Below are 19,106 nucleotides of genomic sequence, written 5' to 3' on the forward strand. Positions count from 1 at the left end.
CGGCGCCGCCATTGCGAATGCGGCGCCTTCCGGCAACGATTATGCGGACGAAAGTGCGAGTCGCGGCAGTGCGGCGAGCGCGTTAGCCGAAGTGGATAGAGAAACCGAGCTTGCGTCCAGGCCGCGAAGCTCGGCGAGCACGTCGCCGATGCGCGGCACCTGGTCGGGCGTGTTGCGGGATTTGTAGGCCCATTCGGGCGCGATGTCGGGCGCATCGGTCTCGACGACGATCGCATCGAGCGGCAACTGCGCCGCGAGCCGGCGGATCTGCAACGCGCGCGTAAAGGTCAAGTTGCCGCCGAAGCCGAGATGCAGCCCCTGTGCGCGATACGCCTCGGCCTGCTGGAAACTGCCGTTGAATGCATGCGCGATGCCGCGCCGCACGCCAAAGCGGCGCAGCCCGGCGAGCACGCGGTCCTGCGACTTGCGCACATGGCACAACACGGGCAAGTCGAATTCGCGCGCCAGCTTGAGTTGCCCCTGGTAGAAGAACTGCTGCCGGCCTTCGTCGAGCCCCGGCACAAAATAATCGAGGCCGATCTCGCCGATCGCGACGAAGCGCGGATCGTCGAGGCTCGCCTCGATTTCCATGCGCAGCCGGTCGAGGTCCTCGTCGCGCGCCTGCGGTGTATACATCGGATGGATGCCGAGCGCATAGACCGCACCCGGCGTGTGCTGCGCGAGTTCGCGCACCGTCGTGAAGTTGTCGCGCCCGATGCTCGGGATCACGATGCGCGACACGCCGGCCGCGCGCGCCGCCCGCGCGACCGCGTCGCGGTCGGCGTCGAACTCGGCGGCGTCGAGATGGCAGTGCGTATCGATCCACATGGCGGCATTCCTGCGCCCTTGCGCCGAGCCGGGACGAACCCGGCACCGCGCGAAGGGCGTGCGTTCACACCGGCAGCGCCGGCTCTTCGTACAGCACGCCGTCGCGCAGCCGCATGATGCGGTCGCAGCGCGCGGCGAGATCGGGATCGTGCGTGACGATCACGAAGCTCGTTTCGAGCGTCTCGGACAGTTCGAGCATCAGGTTGAACACCGTGTCGGCCGTCGCCCCGTCGAGGTTGCCGGTCGGTTCGTCGGCGAGCACGCACGCGGGCTTCGTGACCAGCGCGCGCGCGATCGCGACACGCTGCCGCTCGCCGCCCGACAGTTCGCCCGGCCGATGCTTCGCGCGCGGGCCGAGACCGACGCGCTCGAGCATCGTCTGGGCCTGCTCGCGCGCGTCCTCGGTCGTCATCCGGCGGATGCGCAGCGGCATCGCAACGTTGTCGAGCGCAGTGAACTCGGGCAGCAGGTGATGGAACTGGTAAACGAAGCCGAGCGCGCGGTTGCGCAATTCGTTGCGCTCGCGTTCGGCGAGTTGCGTAAACGGCTTGCCGAGCAGCGACACCTCGCCCGCGCTCGGCTCGTCGAGCCCGCCCAGCACGTGCAGCAGCGTGCTCTTGCCGGACCCCGACGCGCCGACCACCGCGAGCTTCTCGCCGCGCCGCACCGTCAGCTCGGTATTGTTGAGCACCTGCACGTTGAAGCCGCCCTGCACGAACGCCTTCGTGATCCCGCGCGCCTGAAGCACGTATTCCTGCATACCTGCCGAATCCTGTCTGTTGTGTTGTTGTGAATCCGCGAATGCGGTCGCGCGGTCATTCATAGCGGAGCGCCTCCGCCGGCTTCACCTTCGCGCCGCGCCAGCTCGGATAGAGCGTCGCGACAGCCGACAGCGCGAACGCGATCAGCCCGATCCGGATCACGTCGGCCGCGACGAGCTCGGACGGCAGCTCGCTGATGAAGTACACCGACGGCGGCAGGAACTGCACGCCGAACAGGTGCTCGATCATCGGGATCAGCCACGGGATGCTCCACGCGATCAGGCAGCCGAGCGCGACGCCCGACGCCGTGCCGACGAAGCCGATCGTCACGCCTTGCACGACGAAGATCTTCATGATCGACCCCGGCTGCGCGCCGAGCGTGCGCAGGATCGCGATGTCGGCCTGCTTGTTGGTCACCGTCATCACGAGCGATGACACGAGGTTGAACGCGGCCACCGCGATGATCAGCGTGAGGATGATGAACATCATCCGCTTCTCGATCTGCACGGCCGAGAACCACGTCTTGTTCTGCTGAGTCCAGTCGCGGATGTACAGGCTGCCCGACAGCGTATGCGACAGCTCGACCGCGACCTCCGGCGCCTGCTGCATGTCCTTCAGCCGCAGCCGCACGCCGGTCGGCGCGGACATCCGGAACAGCGCCTCGGCGTCGCGGATGTTGATCATCGCGAGCGTGCTGTCGTATTCGTAGTGACCCGACTCGAACACGCCGACGACCGTGAACTGCTTCAGGCGCGGCATCATGCCGGCCGGCGTGATCGAGCCTTCGGGCGCGACGAGCGTGACCTTGTCGCCGACCGTCACGCCGAGGTTGCCGGCGAGCGCGTCGCCGAGCACGATGCCGAACTGGCCCGGCACGAGCGCGCCGAGCTGCCCTGCCTTCATGTCCTTGCCGATGTCGGACACCTGCGGCTCGAGCGTCGGCTCGACGCCGCGCAGCATCACGCCGCTCACCGCGTCCTGGCGCGTGAGCAGCGCCTGCGCGTCGACGTACGGCGCGGCGCCGATCACCGACGAATTGCGGCGCGCTTCCTGCGCGGTCAGTTGCCAGTCGGGCATCGAGCCCGTCGGCGAGAACACCTCGACGTGCGCAAGTACCGACAGCATGCGGTCGCGCACTTCCTTCTGGAAGCCGTTCATCACCGACAGCACGACGATCAGCGCCGCGACGCCGAGCGCGATCCCGAGCATCGACACGAGGGCGATGAAGGAAATGAAGCCGTTGCCGGTCGTGCGTTTGCCGGCGCGCGTATAGCGCCAGCCGATCTGCCATTCGTACGGAAGTTTCAAGCGAATCCTTTCTGCTGGTTACGGCGGGGCGGCGCCCCGCGGCCGGACCGCCGCCCGGCGGCGGCCACCGGCCCGGGCACGGTCGAAAAACGGCCGCCGGACGCGAACGGGCCGTCAGCCGGCCCGATCACGCGCGCAGTTTGCCATACAATGCGCACCATCATGCACGACCGACGCCTCCATTTTCTCGTTCCGTTCGCGCTGCCGTCGGCGGCCGATGCGGCCTCGTCCCTGCACACGCTGGACAGCCCTGCGCTCGAAAAGTTGCTCGCCCGCGCAAGCCTCGTCGAGCGCGTGGCCGGCGAGGACTTCCAGCGCACGCTGCCGCACGAGCGCTGGCTGGCCCGCCAGTTCGGCGCGACCCAGGGCAACGCCGCGGACGAGGCGCCGCTCGCGCCCTACATGCTGCTGGCGGATGGCGGCGACCCCGGCGCGCACGCGTGGGCGTGCGTCGAACCCGTGCACGTCGAAATCGCGCACGATCACCTGGTGCTCGTCGATCCGGCGGCCCTCGCGCTCGACGACGGCGACGCGGCCGCGCTGCTCGCGGTCGCGCGGCCGCTGATCGAGGAGCTCGGCGTGCGGCTCGCAGCGCCGAAACCGGCGCGCTGGTACCTGTCGAGCGAGCAGCTCGCCCGGCTCGCCGGCGCCGCGCCGCTGCGCGCGAGCGGCCGCAACATCGAGATCTGGCTGCCGCACGAGGCACGCACGGGCGAGCGCTCGCGGATGTGGATGAAATTGCAGAACGAAGTGCAGATGGCATGGTTCCAGCACCCGGTCAACGAAGCCCGCGAGGCGCGTGGCCTGCCTGCCGTCAATTCGATCTGGTTCCATGCGCAGGGCACGCTGAAGCCGGTCGGCAAACCGTTCGCGCACGTGCTGTCCGCGTCGCCCGCGGCGCTCGGCCTCGCGCGCGCCGCGCAGGTCGACGCCGGTGCACCGCCGGCCGCGTTCGGTGCGCTGCCCGCCGCCGACGGCGCGACGCTCGTCGAACTGCCGGTGCTGACCACCCCGTTCATCGAGCAGGACTGGGCGCGCTGGCACGACGCGCTCGCCGCACTCGAACGCAACTGGTTCGCGCCGGCGCTCGCCGCGCTGCAGAACGGCGAGCTGGCGGGCGTCGATTTCACGCTGTGCGGTGACACGAGTTCCGTGACGCTGCACGCGACGCGCGGCGACCTGCGCAAGTTCTGGCGCCGCCGCGCGCTCGCCTCCCTGTTCGAATAACAAAGCGGACCCCGAATGACCCGGATCGTTACCCGCCCCGTCGCGCCCGCCGACGCCGAAGTGCTCGCGCGCCACGGCCTGCACCCCGTCCTCGCGCGCCTGTACGCGTCGCGTGGCGTGCAGTCCCCCACCGACATCGAAACCGCGCTTGCGCGCCTCGTCCCGCCCACCGAGCTGAAAGGCTGCGCCGACGCGGCGTCGCTGCTCGCCGACGCGATCGCCGACCAACGACGCCTGCTCGTCGTCGCCGACTACGACTGCGACGGCGCGACCGCGTGCGCGGTCGCGGTGCGCGGCCTGCGGATGTTCGGCGCGCAGACCGACTACCTGGTGCCGAACCGCTTCGAATACGGCTACGGCCTCACGCCCGAAATCGTCGAGCTCGCGGCCGCGCGCAAGCCCGACCTGCTGATCACCGTCGACAACGGGATCGCGAGCGTCGCGGGCGTCGAAGCCGCGAACGCGCGCGGCATCGACGTGCTCGTGACCGATCACCACCTGCCCGGCGACGCGCTGCCCGCCGCCCGTGCGATCGTCAACCCGAACCAGCCCGGCTGCGCGTTCCCGAGCAAGCATATCGCCGGCGTCGGCGTGATGTTCTACGTGCTGCTCGCGCTGCGCGCCGAGCTGCGCCGCCGCGGCGCCTTCGCCAGCAAGGAAGCCGAGCCGCGCCTCGACGGCCTGCTCGACCTCGTCGCGCTCGGCACCGTCGCCGACGTCGTGCGGCTCGACGGCAACAACCGCGTGCTCGTCGCGCAGGGGCTGCAGCGCATCCGCAACGGCCGCATGCAGCCGGGCATCGCCGCGCTGTTCCGCGCCGCCGCGCGCGAAGCGCGCACGGCATCGGGCTTCGACCTCGGTTTCGGCCTCGGCCCGCGGCTCAACGCCGCCGGGCGGCTCTCCGACATGTCGCTCGGCATCGAGTGCCTGATCACCGACGATATCGGCCGCGCGTGGGATCTCGCGCAGCAGCTCGACGTGATGAACCGCGAGCGCCGCGAGATCGAGGCCGGCATGCAGCAGCAGGCGCTCGCCGATCTCGCCGACGTCGATCCGGCCGACGCGTGCACGATCACGCTGTTCAACCCCGAGTGGCACCAGGGCGTGATCGGCATCGTCGCCGGGCGGCTCAAGGAAAAATTCCACCGCCCGTCGTTCACGTTCGCGCACGCCGACGAGGAAGGCAAGCGGGTCAAGGGTTCGGGCCGGTCGATCGCCGGCTTCCACCTGCGCGACGCGCTCGACCTCGTGTCGAAACGCGAACCGGACCTGATCGTCGCGTTCGGCGGCCACGCGATGGCGGCCGGCCTGACGCTCGACACCGAGAACGTGCCGCGCTTCGCGGCCGCGTTCGAGGCCGTCGCGCGCGAATGGCTGTCCGACGACGCGCTCGCTCGCGTGATCGAGACCGACGGCGAACTCGAGGATGCGTACTTCACGCCGCAGTTCGTCGGGCTGCTCGACGAGGCCGTCTGGGGGCAAGGCTTTCCGGCCCCGCTTTTCTCGGGCGAATTCGACGTCGTGTCGCAGTCGCTCGTGAAGGAAAAGCACCTGAAGCTGCAGCTCGCGCGCGGCCGCCAGCGCTTCAACGCGATCTGGTTCAACCACACGGAGCCGCTGCCGGCGAGCGCATTCGTCGCGTACCGCCTCGTCGCCGATACGTGGAACGGCGTCACGCGCGTGCAGTTGGTCGTCGAGCACGCAGCCGCGTAATCGCATACGCCGCGCACACGGCGCGCACGCAGCACGCCCGGCGCCGCCCGACCGCGTCCGACGGGGCCACGACACGCATGCGCGTGCCGCCCGCGTCACCGGAGCACCCGTCCGATCGGCTATAATTCCGCTTTTTTACGAAGCACTAAAAGCGAAACGATCATGGAAGCGGAACGTCTCAACGCGATCGAAAGCTCCCTGCTCGACCTGCGCCGGCGCGCGGGCGAGCTTCGGGGGTATCTTTGACTACGACGCCAAGTCTGCGCGTCTGATCGAAGTCAACAAGGAACTCGAAGACCCGAACGTCTGGAGCGATTCGAAGAACGCCCAGGCGCTCGGCCGCGAAAAGAAGCTGCTCGACGGCGTCGTGTCGACGCTGACGCTGCTCGATAGCGACCTGCGCGATGCGCTCGACCTGTTCGAGATGGCCAGCGAGGAAGGCGACGAAGACACCCTCGTCGCATCCGAGGAAGACGCCGCGAAACTCGAGGCGCGCGTCGCCGACATCGAGTTCCGCCGGATGTTCTCGAACCCGGCCGATCCGAACAACTGCTTCATCGACATCCAGGCCGGCGCCGGCGGCACCGAGGCCTGCGACTGGGCGTCGATGCTGCTGCGCCAGTACCTGCGCTACTGCGAACGCAAGGGCTTCAAGGCCGAAGTGCTCGAAGAGTCCGACGGCGACGTCGCCGGCATCAAGAACGCGACGATCAAGGTCTCGGGCGAATACGCGTACGGCTACCTGCGCACCGAAACGGGCATCCACCGCCTCGTGCGCAAGTCGCCGTTCGATTCGTCGGGCGGCCGCCATACGTCGTTCTCGTCGGTGTTCGTCTATCCGGAAATCGACGACTCGATCGAAGTCGAGGTCAACCCGGCCGACCTGCGCATCGACACGTACCGCGCATCGGGCGCGGGCGGCCAGCACATCAACAAGACCGACTCGGCCGTGCGGATCACGCACATGCCGACCGGCATCGTCGTGCAGTGCCAGAACGACCGCTCGCAGCACCGCAACCGCGCGGAAGCGATGGCGATGCTGAAGTCGCGCCTCTTCGAAGCCGAAATGCGCAAGCGCCAGGCCGAGCAGGACAAGCTCGAGTCCAGCAAGACCGACGTGGGCTGGGGCCACCAGATCCGCTCGTACGTGCTCGACCAGAGCCGCGTGAAGGATTTGCGCACGAACGTCGAAATGAGCAACACGCGTGCGGTGCTCGACGGCGATCTCGACGACTTCATCAGCGCGAGCCTCAAACAGGGCGTGTAAGCGCCGCGGCGCGGCCAAGCCGCGCCGCCCTTCCCGTTTGCGTTGCCGCACCCACTCCGAATTCCGACCATCATGACCGAACCGACTCAAACGCAGCCCGCCGTCGCAGCGGACGAAAACCAGATCATCGCCGAGCGCCGCGACAAGCTGCGCGCGTTGCGCGAGCAAGGCGTCGCCTACCCGAACGATTTCCGGCCGACGCATCACGCGGCCGATCTGCAGGTGAAATTCGCCGACTCGGACAAGGCCGCGCTCGAAGCGAACCCGGTCGAGGTGTCGGTCGCCGGCCGCATGATGCTCAAGCGCGTGATGGGCAAGGCGAGCTTCGCGACGGTGCAGGACGGTTCGGGCCAGATCCAGTTCTTCGTGACGCCGAACGACGTCGGCACGGAAACCTACGACGCATTCAAGAAGTGGGACCTCGGCGACATCGTCGCCGCGCGCGGCGTACTGTTCCGCACCAACAAGGGCGAGCTGTCGGTCCAGTGCAAGGAACTGCGCCTGCTGTCGAAGGCGCTGCGCCCGCTGCCGGACAAGTTCCACGGCCTCTCCGACCAGGAAATGCGCTATCGCCAGCGCTACGTCGACCTGATCGTCACGCCGGAAACGCGCGACACGTTCCGTGCGCGCACCAAGACGATCGCGTCGATCCGCAAGTTCATGGACAACGCCGACTTCATGGAAGTCGAGACGCCGATGCTGCACCCGATCCCGGGCGGCGCGACCGCGAAGCCGTTCGTCACGCATCACAATGCGCTCGACATGCAGATGTTCCTGCGCATCGCGCCGGAGCTGTACCTGAAGCGCCTGATCGTCGGCGGCTTCGAGCGCGTATTCGAGATCAACCGCAACTTCCGGAATGAAGGTGTGTCGCCGCGTCACAACCCGGAATTCACAATGATGGAGTTCTACGCCGCGTACACCGACTATCGCTGGCTGATGGACTTCACCGAGCAACTGATCCGCCAGGCGGCGATCGATGCGCTCGGCACCGCGACGATCCAGTACCAGGGCCGCGAGATCGATCTCGCCAAGCCGTTCCATCGCCTGACGATCACGCAGGCGATCCAGAAGTACGCGCCGCAGTACACCGATGGCCAGCTGTCGGACGACGCGTTCGTGCGCACCGAACTGAAGCGCTTCGGCGTCGACGTCGCGCAGCCGGCGTTCCTGAACGCGGGCATTGGCGCGCTGCAGCTCGCGCTGTTCGAGGAAACCGCCGAAGCGCAGCTCTGGGAACCGACGTTCATCATCGACTACCCGGTCGAGGTGTCGCCGCTCGCACGCGCATCGGATACGGTGCCGGGCATCACCGAGCGTTTCGAGCTGTTCATGACCGGCCGCGAGATCGCGAACGGCTTCTCGGAGCTGAACGATCCGGAAGACCAGGCCGCGCGCTTCAAGAAGCAGGTCGAGCAGAAGGACGCGGGCGACGAGGAAGCGATGTTCTTCGACGCCGACTACATCCGTGCGCTCGAATACGGGATGCCTCCGACCGGCGGCTGCGGGATCGGCATCGACCGTCTCGTGATGCTGCTGACCGACAGCCCGACGATCCGCGACGTGCTGCTGTTCCCCCATCTGCGCCGCGAAGACTGACGGCCGCGCTCGCGTGTGCGCCGCGCCCCGTGGCGCGCACGCATCAGCTTTGTAACGACGCGTAAATCCCGCCAGCCGGTGTCCGCCGGCTTTCGATCCTCCCCCGTTTTATTCCCTCGTCGCGACAGCCTGCCCCGGGTTTTCCCGGTAACGACCGCCGACGCCCCGCTGCAATTCGTTACACCTTGATACGGTGCGCCCCTCGCCGCTCGACGACACTCCTTTTGCGTCACCACGCATGACCACGGGACCAGAACAAGGCGCCGGAACGCCAAGTCTGCTCGATCCCGAAGCGTGGGATCCGGCCCGGCGCCGCAGTGCCGATCCGGATCGACATCGGAGAGAAAAATGGACAACCAGAATCAGACCACGCCGCAAAAGCAACGCCTCCACCCGCTCATCGCCACCGCCGCCGGCGCCGTCATCGTCGCCAGCCTCGCGGCGACGGCAGCGATCACGGGCGTCTTCCCGAAGGCCAGCAGCAGCAACGAACAGAACGGCCAGACCCAGGCTGCGCTGATCGCGTCGCAGCCGGCCGTCGATACGGCCGCAGCCGCAAGCGCCGCGCTGGCCGCGCAAGCCCGGCAGCAGGCAGCCGAACAGGCCGCGCAGCAGAAGGCCATCGCGCAGGCCGAACCGAAGCCCGCGCCGCGCCCGGCGACGCCGCACCGCCGTCACACGCAGGCGCCCCAGCCGCCGCAATATGCGCAGCAGCCGTCGGCGCCCGCCCAGGCTTACTGCCAGAGCTGCGGCACGGTCGTCGCGATCTCGCAGACGCGCACGCCGGGCCAGAGCTCGGGGATCGGCGCCGTGGGCGGCGCTGCGGCCGGCGGCCTGCTCGGCAACCAGTTCGGCAACGGTAACGGCCGCACCGCGATGACGATCGTCGGCGCGCTGGGCGGCGGTCTCGCCGGCAACCAGGTCGAGAAGCAGGTGCGTGCGGAAACCGACTATCAGGTGCAAGTGCAGATGGAAAGCGGCGCGACGCGCACGTTCACGTACCACAACCCGCCGCCGTTCGGCCAGGGCCAGCGCGTGCGGATCGAGAACGGCACGCTGGTCGGCGCGTGACCGTCCCCTGCCCGCGCGTCGTGCGCGGGCAAGAGACCTGAAAACGAAAACGGCGCGTGAGCGATTGCTCACGCGCCGTTTTCTCATTTGGGCCGGGTGCGCCATCGCGGCGCACGCCGAACTCAGTCCTCGTCGTCGAAGTCCGATTCGTCGATCCAGTGCGCCTGGATCGCTTCGAGGATCTTCTCGCCGGAGTGCTTCGGATCGTCGTCGAAGCCGTCGAGTTCGAGCACCCACTGGCGCAGCTCGACGAAATTGATCCGCTGCGGGTCGATGTCCGGGTACTTGCCCGCCAACGCAATGGCTACTTCACGCGAATCGGTCCATTTCATCGCCTGCCTCCGGTTCCTGTCAGTGGTTTTCCTTCGCGTGGTTGATCGAGTACTTCGGAATCTCGACCACCAGGTCCGAATCTTCCTGCACGATCGCCTGGCACGACAGGCGCGACGTCGGCTCGAGGCCCCACGCCTTGTCCAGCAGATCGTCCTCGTCCTCCTCGGACGGCTCCAGATCGTTGAAGCCCTCGCGGATCACCACGTGGCAGGTCGTGCATGCGCACGACTTCTCGCATGCATGCTCGATCTCGATCCCGTGGTCGAGCAGGTTGTCGCAGATACTCTTGCCAGGCGTCGCGTCGATCACTGCGCCGTCCGGGCACAGTTCGACGTGAGGCAGCACCACCAGTTGAGGCATGTCCGTTCCGTCAGTCAGGGTGCGGCGCCTGGCGCCGCACGGTTCATTATCGCGCGGGCCGTCGCCGGCCCACGCGCAGTTCGTGGGTTCAGATCTCGTCGATCCGGCGGCCCGACAGTGCGCGCTTGATGCTCTTGTCCATCCGGCGCGCCGCGAATTCGTCGGTGCCGTCGGCCAGCGCCTTGGTCGCCGCTTCGATCGCGTTCGTATCGTCGCCCTGCGCGACCGCGCGCAGCGCCACGACGAACGCATCGACTTGCGTGCGCTCGTCCGCATCGAGCAGTTCGCCATCGGCCGCGAGCGCGGCCTGCGTTGCCTCGATCATCCGCTCGGCCTCGACCTGTGCTTCGCGCAGCGCGCGCGCGCGCATGTCGATTTCGGCGGTCTTGAAGCTGTCCTCGAGCATCTTCGCGATGTCGTCGTCGGCAAGACCGTACGACGGCTTCACGACGACCGACGCTTCGACGCCCGACAGTTGTTCGCGTGCGAACACCGACAGCAGGCCATCCGCGTCGACCTGATAGGTCACGCGAATGCGCGCGGCGCCGGCCGTCATCGGCGGAATGCCGCGCAGCTCGAAGCGCGCGAGCGACCGGCAGTCGGCAACGAGCTCGCGCTCGCCCTGCACGACGTGGATCGCCATCGCGGTCTGGCCGTCCTTGAAAGTCGTGAATTCCTGCGCGCGCGCGACCGGAATCGTCGAGTTGCGCGGAATGATCTTCTCGACGAGGCCGCCCATCGTCTCGACACCGAGCGACAGCGGAATCACGTCGAGCAGCAGCCAATCGTCGCCGGTGCCGCGGTTGCCTGCGAGCAGGTCGGCCTGGATCGCCGCGCCGAGCGCAACGACCTGGTCCGGATCGAGGTTCACGAGCGGCGGCTGGCCAAAGTATTTCGCGACGGCGTCGCGAATCACCGGCATGCGCGTCGCGCCGCCGACGAGCACGACGCCCTTGATGTCGGCCGGCGTCACCTGCGCGTCGCGCAGTGCCTTGCGGGTTGGTGTGAGCGTGCGCTGCACGAGCGGCTCGACGAGCGATGCGAACGTGTCGTGCGAGATCGTCTGCACGAGGTGCGCGCCGCCGGACAGCGTCACGTCGAGCAACGCCTGCGGCGCGGATGACAGCGCTTCCTTCAGCACGCGCACACGGTCGAGCAACAGACGCACGTCCTCGGGCGCGAGCGTCTTGGCGCCGATGCCGGCCTGCGCGAGCACGTGGTCGAACAGCACATGGTCGAAGTCGTCACCGCCGAGCGCGGAATCGCCGCCCGCGGCCAGCACTTCGAACACGCCCTTCGTCAGCTTCAGGATCGACAGGTCGAACGTGCCGCCGCCGAGGTCATACACCGCGTAGAGGCCTTCGGCCGCGTTGTCGAGGCCGTAGGCAATCGCCGCAGCGGTCGGTTCGTTCAGCAGGCGCAGCACGTTGAGGCCCGCGAGGCGCGCGGCATCCTTGGTCGCCTGGCGCTGTGCTTCGTCGAAATACGCAGGCACCGTGATCACCGCGCCGACCAGATCGTCGCCGAGCGAATCTTCGGCGCGATAGCGCAGCGTCGCGAGAATCTCGGCCGACACTTCGACCGGGCTCTTCACGCCGTCGACGGTACGGATCTGCACCATGCCCGGCGCATCGACGAATTCGTACGGCGCGTTCGCCGCGCCTTCGACCTCGGTCTTGCCGCGCCCCATGAAGCGTTTGACCGAGACGATCGTGTTGCGCGGATCGGTGGCGGCCTGCTCTTTCGCTTCGTGGCCGATGCGGCGGCCGCCCTTCTCGAGATAACGGACCACCGACGGCAGCAGCACACGGCCCGCTTCGTCCGGCAGTACTTCGGGCACGCTGTTGCGCACGGCCGCGACGAGCGAGTTGGTCGTGCCGAGATCGATCCCGACGGCAAGTCGCCGCTGATGCGGCGCCGGCGCCATGCCCGGTTCGGAAATTTGCAGTAAAGCCATCTTGGTTGGTTCGGGCGCTCGGCCCGTTTGCTGCGCGCGCCGCAAGGCACGCGGTTAAGTTTCGAGGCGCTCGATCTGCGCGCCCACTTCCGACGCGACCCGTTCGATGAACATCAGTTGGCGCACGGCCTCGGCAGCCGCCTGATCGGCACCGCTGTCGAGCAGCGTGCCGAGGCGCTCGACACGCACGCGCTTCTCGTCGCGCAACTCGGCGAGCAGCGCGTCGAGCGCGTCGACGTTGCGGGCGGCCGCGGCATCCTCGATGCCCTCGCGCCACTCCATCTGCTGCATCAGGAACGCAGGCTCCATCGCGGTGTTGTTTTCCGCGCCGATGTCGACGCCGCGCAGCGACAGCAGATAGGACGCGCGCTTCAGCGGATCGCGCAGCGTGCGGTACGCCTCGTTCGTACGTGTGGCCCATTGCATCGCGATGCGCTTCTGTGCGTCGCCGGCCGCTGCGAAGCGGTCCGGATGCACCTGTGTCTGCACCGTTCGATAGGCGGCGTCGAGCGCCGTCTCGTCGAGCGCGAATTGCGCCGGCAGGTGAAACAGGTCGAAGTGGCTGTCTTTCAGCGAGACCATCGTCGCGTTCAATTCCGGTTCGTCGCGCGGCAAGCGCCGCACATTAAAAAGGCGGCCTGTGCCGCCTCTTGCCCGCGTCGCGCGGAGATCCGCGTCACACGCGGAACGATTCGCCGCAGCCGCACTCGTCCTTCACGTTCGGGTTGTTGAACTTGAACCCTTCGTTCAGGCCTTCGCGTGCGAAGTCGAGCTCGGTGCCATCGATGTACGCGAGGCTCTTCGGATCAACAATGACCCTCACGCCATGGCTCTCGAACACCTGATCCTCGGGAGCCAGCTCGTCGACATACTCGAGCTTGTACGCGAGCCCCGAGCACCCGGTCGTGCGAACGCCAAGCCGCAGGCCCACACCCTTGCCGCGACGGACGAGGTATTTCTGGACGTGCTGTGCTGCTTTTTCGGTCAGTGTAATTGCCATGATGTCCTTGCCGCGGCGCGCCACAGGGGCCCGCCGCGTTCCTTCTCAGCGCCCCCAAACCTGTCGCTTCGCGCCAGGCCCCCCGAGGGGGGTCAAGAAAACTAGGGGCGGCCCGGCGTTTTCTTGAAAAGCCGCTCGATGCCGCTCAGGCCGCTGCCTGATCGCCTTCCTTCGTGTCGTGGCGCTTCTTGTAGTCGGCCACGGCTGCCTTGATCGCGTCTTCCGCGAGGATCGAGCAGTGAATCTTCACCGGCGGCAGCGCGAGCTCTTCGGCGATCTGCGTGTTCTTGATCGAGAGCGCCTCGTCGAGCGTCTTGCCCTTCACCCATTCGGTCACGAGCGAGCTCGACGCGATCGCCGAACCGCAACCGTAGGTCTTGAACTTCGCGTCTTCGATCAAGCCGTCCGCGCCAACGCGAATCTGCAGCTTCATCACGTCGCCGCAGGCCGGCGCGCCGACCATGCCCGTGCCGACCGCGTCATCGTCCTTCGCGAACGAACCGACGTTACGCGGGTTTTCGTAGTGATCCAGAACCTTGTTGCTGTAAGACATGACTCAGACTCCTTGACTCGTTACGTCTGCGTGCGCGAATCCGCCCGCGGGTATATTCAATGCGGCGTTCAGTGTGCGGCCCATTCGATCGTCGACAGATCGATGCCTTCCTGGTGCATTTCCCAGAGCGGCGACAGTTCGCGCAGTTTCGCGATCTTGCTGTTCAGCAAATTGATCACGAAGTCGACTTCCTGCTCCGTCGTGAAGCGGCCGACCGTGAAGCGGATCGAGCTGTGTGCAAGCTCGTCGTTGCGGCCGAGCGCACGCAGCACGTACGACGGCTCCAGCGACGCCGACGTACACGCGGAGCCCGACGACACCGCGACGTCCTTGATCGCCATGATCAGCGACTCGCCTTCGACGAAGTTGAAACTGATGTTGAGGTTGTGCGGGACACGCTGCTCCATGTCGCCGTTCACGTATGTTTCCTCGATCTGCGACAGGCCGCGCAACAGCTTGTCGCGCAGCATGCGGACGCGCTCGTTCTCGGTCGCCATTTCTTCGCGTGCGATGCGGAACGCTTCGCCCATGCCGACGATCTGGTGCGTCGGCAGCGTGCCCGAACGCATCCCGCGCTCGTGGCCGCCGCCGTGCATCTGCGCCTCGATGCGCACGCGCGGCTTGCGGCGCACGTACAGCGCGCCGATGCCCTTCGGGCCGTAGGTCTTGTGCGCCGAGAACGACATCAGGTCGACCTTCAGCTTCGCGAGATCGATCCCGACCTTGCCGGTCGACTGTGCTGCGTCGACGTGGAACACGATGCCCTTCTCGCGACAGATTTCACCGATCGTCTCGATGTCCTGGACCACGCCGATCTCGTTGTTCACGTGCATCACCGACACGAGGATCGTGTCCGGGCGCAGCGCGGCCTTGAACACGTCGAGGTCGATCAGGCCGTCATCCTTCACGTCGAGGTAGGTGACTTCGAAACCGTCGCGCTCGAGCTCGCGGCACGTGTCGAGCACGGCCTTGTGCTCGGTCTTCACCGTGATGATGTGCTTGCCCTTGCCCTTGTAGAAGTTGGCGGCACCCTTGATCGCGAGGTTGTCCGATTCCGTTGCGCCGGACGTCCAGATGATCTCGCGCGGATCCGCGTTCACGAGCGCGGCCACCTGTTCGCGCGCTTCCTCGACCGCACGCTCCGCGTCCCAGCCATAGGCGTGGCTGCGCGACGCCGGGTTGCCGAACTGCTCGCGCAGGTACGGCACCATCTTGTCGACCACGCGCGGATCGACAGGCGTCGTCGCGCTGTAATCCATATAGATGGGCAGGTGGAGAGTCTCTTGGGTCATCTGTCGCTCCGGGTATTCTGTGCAGGGACTATGTGCGTTATGGGGTATGGCGGGCGCCTTCGCGCTCACGAACTCGCGATGTTGAACACCGAATTGGGGCCGAGCGGCATCGTGCGCACCGGCTCGGCCGGCGCGGCGACGGGCTCCGGCGCGCGCCGGTCGCGCAGCACCGCGGGCGCGCCCTCGCGTGCGCGCTGCTGATCGACGAGATCCTGCAGCGACACCGAATCGAGGTATTCGACCATCTTCTGGTTCAGGGTCGACCACAGCTCATGCGTCATGCAATGGCCGTCGGGCTGCTTCGAGCCGTCGCACGTGCCTTTGCCGCCGCATTGCGTGGCGTCGAGCGGTTCATCGACCGCGATGATGATGTCGGCAACGGTGACATCCTGCGCGCGACGCGCGAGGTTGTAGCCGCCGCCCGGGCCGCGCACGGATTCGACGATTTCATGCCTGCGCAGCTTGCCGAACAGCTGTTCGAGATACGAGAGCGAAATCCGCTGGCGCTGGCTGATGCCTGCAAGCGTCACCGGGCCCTGCTCCTGGCGCAGTGCCAAGTCAATCATCGCCGTGACGGCGAAACGGCCTTTGGTGGTGAGTCTCATGGTGTCTAGGGGACTGCAATCTTGACGATTTTGGTCAAGTATAAATATTTGACGAATTTAGTCAAGTATCCATGTCTTTGAAAGGGTATTCGCAGACCGCTGAATACCGCGCGATCAGCGTTCCGTGCGGGCCCGAAGCGTCTCCAGCAGGCCCGCGCACGCGCGTTCGACCTGATCGAGCACCTGTTCAAAGCCCTGCGTACCGCCGAAATAGGGGTCGGCCACTTCGGTTTCGGTCGAGTCCGGCGCGAATTCCATCAGCAGGCGCACCTTGTCGCGATGCTGCGGCGAGCAGCGGCGGCGCAGTTCCGCGAGATTGGCTTCGTCCATCGCGAGCAGCAGGTCGAAACGATCGAAATCCGCCGCACTCACCTGCCGCGCGCGCAGCGCCGACAGGTCGTAGCCGCGGGTGCGCGCAGCAGCCTGCGCACGCGTATCGGGCGGCTCGCCCACGTGCCAGTCGCCGGTGCCGGCCGAGTCGATCGCGATCCGGTCCGCCAGTGCAGCAGCGTCGACCTGGTGGCGCATCACGCCTTCCGCGGTGGGCGAACGGCAGATGTTGCCGAGACAGACGAAACAGATCGCAACGCGGGTCATCGCACTATCGGAAAGCCGCGGCGGACCGCGTTGGATAAGAACGCGCCATTATACAAAGGCGCCCGAAATCGCGCCGCCGCGCAAAGCGACGGCGCCGTGCATTACAGCGCCTTCGGCGCGGCGAGCACGACGTCGCCGGAGGCAGCCGGCAGCGGCGTCGCCGCGTCGCCGACCAGCCCGAACGACACCGCGCGCGCCAGCTCGGCAGACGCCTGATGAACCGCAAGCGGGCCACGCGACGGCGCATCGGCCATCGCATGCAGATAGGCTGCCGCAGCAAGCGGGACGACGATTGCCAGCGGCCAGTACATCGATATTGTCTTTTTCATGATGCGGACCTCCTTGACCTTGTACCCCGAAACCCAATTCCGGGGACTACAGGCCAAATTCTATAGACCGCATCTATCGAGATAAATACATAAATAGCGAACGCACTGTTGCCGCCCAGTGAACAGTCGTCAGCCGAGGTGGCTTTGCGACGCGGCGTACAGTTCGCGGAACGTGCGCCCGGTCGGCGTCGGCATGTCGCGCGTATCCATCCAGCCGCCCATCATCGGCAGGCGCCGCAGCGTGCCGCCGTTGCCGCCCAGCCGCTCGAGAACGCGCACCGCGAGCTTGGTCGTCAGCGCGTACAGCATCGGCCGCCGCGCGAAGAAGCCCCACGCGGCGAGCCCGGCGCGTTCGCGCCACGGCCGCAGGTGCCGCTCGACCTGCTTCTCGCGCAGCGTGCGCAACAGGTGCGACAACGGAATCCCGGCCGGGCACACGCTGTCGCATTCGCCGCACAGCGTCGCGGCCTGCGGCAGGTCGAGCGTGCGGTCGAGTCCGACGTAGCTCGGCGTCAGCACCGACCCCATCGGCCCCGGGTAGACCCAGCCGTACGCATGGCCGCCGACCTTCTGGTAAACCGGGCAATGGTTCATGCACGCGCCGCAGCGGATGCAGCGCAGCATCTCCTGGAACTCGCCGCCGATCAGGCCCGTGCGGCCGCCGTCGACGAGCACCACATAGTTGTGTTCGGGGCCGTCCTCGTCGCCCGGCCCGCGCGGCCCGGTCAGCAGCGAGAAATAGTTCGACGTCTTCTGCCCCGTCGCGGAGCGCGGCAACAGGCGCATCGCGGTCGCCAGATCCTCGAGCGTCGGCAACACCTTCTCGATGCCCGTCACCGCGACATGCACGCGCGGCATCACCGTGCACATCCCCTCGTTCCCTTCGTTCGTCACGATCGCGACCGAACCCGTCTCGGCGATCACGAAGTTGCCGCCCGTCACGCCCATGTCGGCCGACATGAAATGCGGGCGCAGCACCTCGCGCGCCTCGCGCGTCATGTCCGGAATCTCGGTGAGCCGCTCGCGATGGTGCGTGCGCGCGAACAGGTCGGCGATCTCGTCCTTGTCCTTGTGCACGACGGGCGCAATGATGTGGCTCGGCGGCTCGTTGTCGTTGATCTGCAGGATGTATTCGCCGAGGTCCGTCTCGATCGACTGCACGCCCATCTCCGCGAGGACCGCGTTCAGGCGCATTTCCTCGGTCACCATCGACTTCGTCTTGATGACCTTCTTCACGTCATGACGGCGCGCGATGTCGGCCACGAGCCGCGCGGCATCCGCGGTCGTTTCGGCGAACAGCACCGTCGTGCCGCGCCGCGTCGCCTCGCGCTCGAATGCTTCGAGCCACACGTCGAGGTTCTCCAGCGCGCGGTCGCGGCGCGCCTTGAGCGCGGCGCGCGTGGCCGGGAAGTCGATTGAGGTCATCGCGTCGGCGCGCGCGGACACGAACTTCGTCGACAGCTTCTTCAGGTTCTGCTGCAGGCGCTGGTCGGCCAGCTTCTGGCCGGCGCGCGCCTTGAAATGCATCGATTGGACTTGCATCGCGGTATCGGGGAAAAGTGAGCGGAACCGGGCGTCAGACGTCGCCCGCCAGCACCTGCGCGACGTGCAGCACGCGCGTGTCGCGGTCGCCGGTGCGGCGCAACCGCCCTTCGATGTTCAGCATGCAGCCGAGATCGCCGAGCACGACGGCGCCCGCGCCGGACGCGCGCACGTTCGCGCATTTCTCGTCCGCGATGGCCGCCGAAATGTCGCCGTACTTGACCGCGAACGTGCCGCCGAAGCCGCAGCAATGCTCGCAGTCCTTCATCTCGGTGACCGCGACACCGCGCTGCGCGAGCAGCGCGCGCGGCTGCGCCTTCACGCCGAGTTCGCGCAGGCCCGAGCACGAGTCGTGATAAGTGACGGGCCCCGTGAATTCGCCCGGCTCGAGCGAGACCCTGGCGACGTTCGCGAGGAAATCCGTCAGTTCATAGACTTTCGGCTGGAGCCGCGCGTAGCGCCCCATCAGTTCCGGGTCGTCGCGGAACAGGTCGCCGTAGTGCGCGCGAATCATGCCGCCGCACGAACCCGACGGCGCGACCACATAATCGAACTGCTCGAACTCGCGCAGTGTCTTCTCCGCGAGATCGCGCGCGAGCGCGCGGTCGCCCGAGTTGTAGGCCGGCTGGCCGCAGCAGGTCTGCGCGGGCGGCACGATCACCTCGTAGCCGGCGTCGCGAATCAGCTTGAGCGCCGAGAAACCGATTTCGGGGCGCATCAGATCGACCAGGCAGGTCACGAACAAACCGACTCGCATACGTGCT

Annotated in this window: 20 protein-coding genes; 5 read left to right on the forward strand and 15 right to left on the reverse strand. The window is 67.1% G+C overall.

Annotation, left to right across the window (positions count from 1 at the left end):
* Positions 1-39: 39 nt before the first annotated feature.
* The 3 genes from CUJ89_RS11655 to CUJ89_RS11665 all read right to left on the reverse strand — a co-directional run bounded on the left by CUJ89_RS11655 (position 40) and on the right by CUJ89_RS11665 (position 2,897).
* Entirely contained in the window at positions 40-828 is a 789-nt protein-coding gene (locus CUJ89_RS11655; protein WP_114177454.1) for a TatD family hydrolase, read from the reverse strand.
* 64 nt (positions 829-892) lie between these two features.
* The gene (gene lolD / locus CUJ89_RS11660; protein WP_415859026.1) at positions 893-1,651 is read right to left on the reverse strand and encodes a lipoprotein-releasing ABC transporter ATP-binding protein LolD; all 759 of its coding nucleotides are present in this window, start codon (positions 1,649-1,651) and stop codon (positions 893-895) included.
* On the reverse strand, positions 1,644-2,897 hold the full coding sequence (locus CUJ89_RS11665) for a lipoprotein-releasing ABC transporter permease subunit (protein ID WP_114177456.1): 1,254 nt from the start codon (positions 2,895-2,897) through the stop codon (positions 1,644-1,646). The genes lolD and CUJ89_RS11665 overlap by 8 nt, the downstream gene beginning before the upstream one ends.
* A 150-nt stretch (positions 2,898-3,047) precedes the next feature.
* Between CUJ89_RS11665 and CUJ89_RS11670 the strand changes: the two genes are divergently transcribed.
* The 5 genes from CUJ89_RS11670 to CUJ89_RS11690 all read left to right on the forward strand — a co-directional run bounded on the left by CUJ89_RS11670 (position 3,048) and on the right by CUJ89_RS11690 (position 9,774).
* Positions 3,048-4,124: a regulator gene (locus CUJ89_RS11670; RefSeq protein ID WP_201752236.1), complete on the forward strand. Its 1,077-nt coding sequence runs from the start codon at positions 3,048-3,050 to the stop codon at positions 4,122-4,124.
* A gap of 15 nt (positions 4,125-4,139) precedes the next feature.
* Positions 4,140-5,837: a single-stranded-DNA-specific exonuclease RecJ gene (gene recJ / locus CUJ89_RS11675; RefSeq protein WP_114177457.1), complete on the forward strand. Its 1,698-nt coding sequence runs from the start codon at positions 4,140-4,142 to the stop codon at positions 5,835-5,837.
* Positions 5,838-5,999: 162 nt separating this feature from the next.
* Positions 6,000-7,104, forward strand: a protein-coding gene (prfB, locus tag CUJ89_RS11680; RefSeq protein ID WP_114177458.1) for a peptide chain release factor 2 whose coding sequence is annotated in 2 segments (ribosomal slippage) — positions 6,000-6,080 and positions 6,082-7,104 — 1,104 coding nt in all. Because the reading frame shifts where the segments join, the coding sequence is not laid out codon by codon here.
* A gap of 72 nt (positions 7,105-7,176) precedes the next feature.
* The gene (gene lysS / locus CUJ89_RS11685; RefSeq protein ID WP_114177459.1) at positions 7,177-8,703 is read left to right on the forward strand and encodes a lysine--tRNA ligase; all 1,527 of its coding nucleotides are present in this window, start codon (positions 7,177-7,179) and stop codon (positions 8,701-8,703) included.
* Positions 8,704-9,051: 348 nt separating this feature from the next.
* Positions 9,052-9,774 carry a glycine zipper 2TM domain-containing protein gene (locus CUJ89_RS11690; protein WP_114177460.1) on the forward strand — a complete coding sequence of 241 codons (723 nt, stop codon included), beginning with the start codon at positions 9,052-9,054 and terminating at the stop codon, positions 9,772-9,774.
* A 122-nt stretch (positions 9,775-9,896) separates the two neighbouring features.
* On the opposite strand, the gene iscX is transcribed toward CUJ89_RS11690, so the two are convergent.
* From iscX to CUJ89_RS11750, 12 genes are all read right to left on the reverse strand, one after another.
* Entirely contained in the window at positions 9,897-10,106 is a 210-nt protein-coding gene (iscX, locus tag CUJ89_RS11695; protein WP_114177461.1) for a Fe-S cluster assembly protein IscX, read from the reverse strand.
* 19 nt (positions 10,107-10,125) lie between these two features.
* Positions 10,126-10,467: an ISC system 2Fe-2S type ferredoxin gene (gene fdx / locus CUJ89_RS11700; protein ID WP_011657374.1), complete on the reverse strand. Its 342-nt coding sequence runs from the start codon at positions 10,465-10,467 to the stop codon at positions 10,126-10,128.
* 88 nt (positions 10,468-10,555) lie between these two features.
* Positions 10,556-12,424 carry a Fe-S protein assembly chaperone HscA gene (gene hscA / locus CUJ89_RS11705; RefSeq protein ID WP_114177462.1) on the reverse strand — a complete coding sequence of 623 codons (1,869 nt, stop codon included), beginning with the start codon at positions 12,422-12,424 and terminating at the stop codon, positions 10,556-10,558.
* A gap of 54 nt (positions 12,425-12,478) precedes the next feature.
* Entirely contained in the window at positions 12,479-13,006 is a 528-nt protein-coding gene (gene hscB, locus CUJ89_RS11710) for a Fe-S protein assembly co-chaperone HscB (protein ID WP_114178590.1), read from the reverse strand.
* A gap of 94 nt (positions 13,007-13,100) precedes the next feature.
* Positions 13,101-13,424 (reverse strand): iron-sulfur cluster assembly protein IscA, encoded by a 324-nt coding sequence (gene iscA / locus CUJ89_RS11715; RefSeq protein ID WP_114178589.1) that lies wholly within the window; start codon positions 13,422-13,424, stop codon positions 13,101-13,103.
* Between the two features lie 145 nt (positions 13,425-13,569).
* Complete coding sequence (gene iscU, locus CUJ89_RS11720) at positions 13,570-13,977, reverse strand: Fe-S cluster assembly scaffold IscU (protein ID WP_114177463.1); 408 nt, start codon at positions 13,975-13,977, stop codon at positions 13,570-13,572.
* A gap of 68 nt (positions 13,978-14,045) precedes the next feature.
* Entirely contained in the window at positions 14,046-15,269 is a 1,224-nt protein-coding gene (locus CUJ89_RS11725) for an IscS subfamily cysteine desulfurase (RefSeq protein ID WP_114177464.1), read from the reverse strand.
* A gap of 65 nt (positions 15,270-15,334) precedes the next feature.
* Complete coding sequence (gene iscR, locus CUJ89_RS11730) at positions 15,335-15,874, reverse strand: Fe-S cluster assembly transcriptional regulator IscR (RefSeq protein ID WP_006401955.1); 540 nt, start codon at positions 15,872-15,874, stop codon at positions 15,335-15,337.
* A 114-nt stretch (positions 15,875-15,988) separates the two neighbouring features.
* Positions 15,989-16,471 (reverse strand): low molecular weight protein-tyrosine-phosphatase, encoded by a 483-nt coding sequence (locus CUJ89_RS11735; protein ID WP_114177465.1) that lies wholly within the window; start codon positions 16,469-16,471, stop codon positions 15,989-15,991.
* Between the two features lie 101 nt (positions 16,472-16,572).
* On the reverse strand, positions 16,573-16,800 hold the full coding sequence (locus CUJ89_RS11740; protein ID WP_114177466.1) for a hypothetical protein: 228 nt from the start codon (positions 16,798-16,800) through the stop codon (positions 16,573-16,575).
* Between the two features lie 129 nt (positions 16,801-16,929).
* Positions 16,930-18,342 (reverse strand): lactate utilization protein B, encoded by a 1,413-nt coding sequence (locus CUJ89_RS11745; RefSeq protein WP_114177467.1) that lies wholly within the window; start codon positions 18,340-18,342, stop codon positions 16,930-16,932.
* A 34-nt stretch (positions 18,343-18,376) separates the two neighbouring features.
* On the reverse strand, positions 18,377-19,099 hold the full coding sequence (locus CUJ89_RS11750; protein ID WP_114177468.1) for a (Fe-S)-binding protein: 723 nt from the start codon (positions 19,097-19,099) through the stop codon (positions 18,377-18,379).
* Positions 19,100-19,106 lie beyond the last annotated feature (7 nt).

The organism is Burkholderia pyrrocinia (assembly GCF_003330765.1).
Lineage (GTDB): Bacteria > Pseudomonadota > Gammaproteobacteria > Burkholderiales > Burkholderiaceae > Burkholderia > Burkholderia pyrrocinia_B.

Bases quoted from the DNA above. Each gene is read 5' to 3' on its own strand.
- recJ (WP_114177457.1), top strand. From the start codon at position 4,140: ATGACCCGGATCGTTACCCGCCCCGTCGCGCCCGCCGACGCCGAAGTG.
- CUJ89_RS11740 (WP_114177466.1), bottom strand. From the start codon at position 16,800: ATGAAAAAGACAATATCGATGTACTGGCCGCTGGCAATCGTCGTCCCG.
- CUJ89_RS11735 (WP_114177465.1), bottom strand. From the start codon at position 16,471: ATGACCCGCGTTGCGATCTGTTTCGTCTGTCTCGGCAACATCTGCCGT.
- fdx (WP_011657374.1), bottom strand. From the start codon at position 10,467: ATGCCTCAACTGGTGGTGCTGCCTCACGTCGAACTGTGCCCGGACGGC.
- iscA (WP_114178589.1), bottom strand. From the start codon at position 13,424: ATGGCAATTACACTGACCGAAAAAGCAGCACAGCACGTCCAGAAATAC.
- hscA (WP_114177462.1), bottom strand. From the start codon at position 12,424: ATGGCTTTACTGCAAATTTCCGAACCGGGCATGGCGCCGGCGCCGCAT.
- iscR (WP_006401955.1), bottom strand. From the start codon at position 15,874: ATGAGACTCACCACCAAAGGCCGTTTCGCCGTCACGGCGATGATTGAC.
- lolD (WP_415859026.1), bottom strand. From the start codon at position 1,651: ATGAATGACCGCGCGACCGCATTCGCGGATTCACAACAACACAACAGA.
- hscB (WP_114178590.1), bottom strand. From the start codon at position 13,006: ATGGTCTCGCTGAAAGACAGCCACTTCGACCTGTTTCACCTGCCGGCG.
- CUJ89_RS11745 (WP_114177467.1), bottom strand. From the start codon at position 18,342: ATGCAAGTCCAATCGATGCATTTCAAGGCGCGCGCCGGCCAGAAGCTG.
- lysS (WP_114177459.1), top strand. From the start codon at position 7,177: ATGACCGAACCGACTCAAACGCAGCCCGCCGTCGCAGCGGACGAAAAC.
- CUJ89_RS11670 (WP_201752236.1), top strand. From the start codon at position 3,048: ATGCGCACCATCATGCACGACCGACGCCTCCATTTTCTCGTTCCGTTC.
- CUJ89_RS11655 (WP_114177454.1), bottom strand. From the start codon at position 828: ATGTGGATCGATACGCACTGCCATCTCGACGCCGCCGAGTTCGACGCC.
- iscX (WP_114177461.1), bottom strand. From the start codon at position 10,106: ATGAAATGGACCGATTCGCGTGAAGTAGCCATTGCGTTGGCGGGCAAG.
- CUJ89_RS11725 (WP_114177464.1), bottom strand. From the start codon at position 15,269: ATGACCCAAGAGACTCTCCACCTGCCCATCTATATGGATTACAGCGCG.
- CUJ89_RS11750 (WP_114177468.1), bottom strand. From the start codon at position 19,099: ATGCGAGTCGGTTTGTTCGTGACCTGCCTGGTCGATCTGATGCGCCCC.
- iscU (WP_114177463.1), bottom strand. From the start codon at position 13,977: ATGTCTTACAGCAACAAGGTTCTGGATCACTACGAAAACCCGCGTAAC.
- CUJ89_RS11690 (WP_114177460.1), top strand. From the start codon at position 9,052: ATGGACAACCAGAATCAGACCACGCCGCAAAAGCAACGCCTCCACCCG.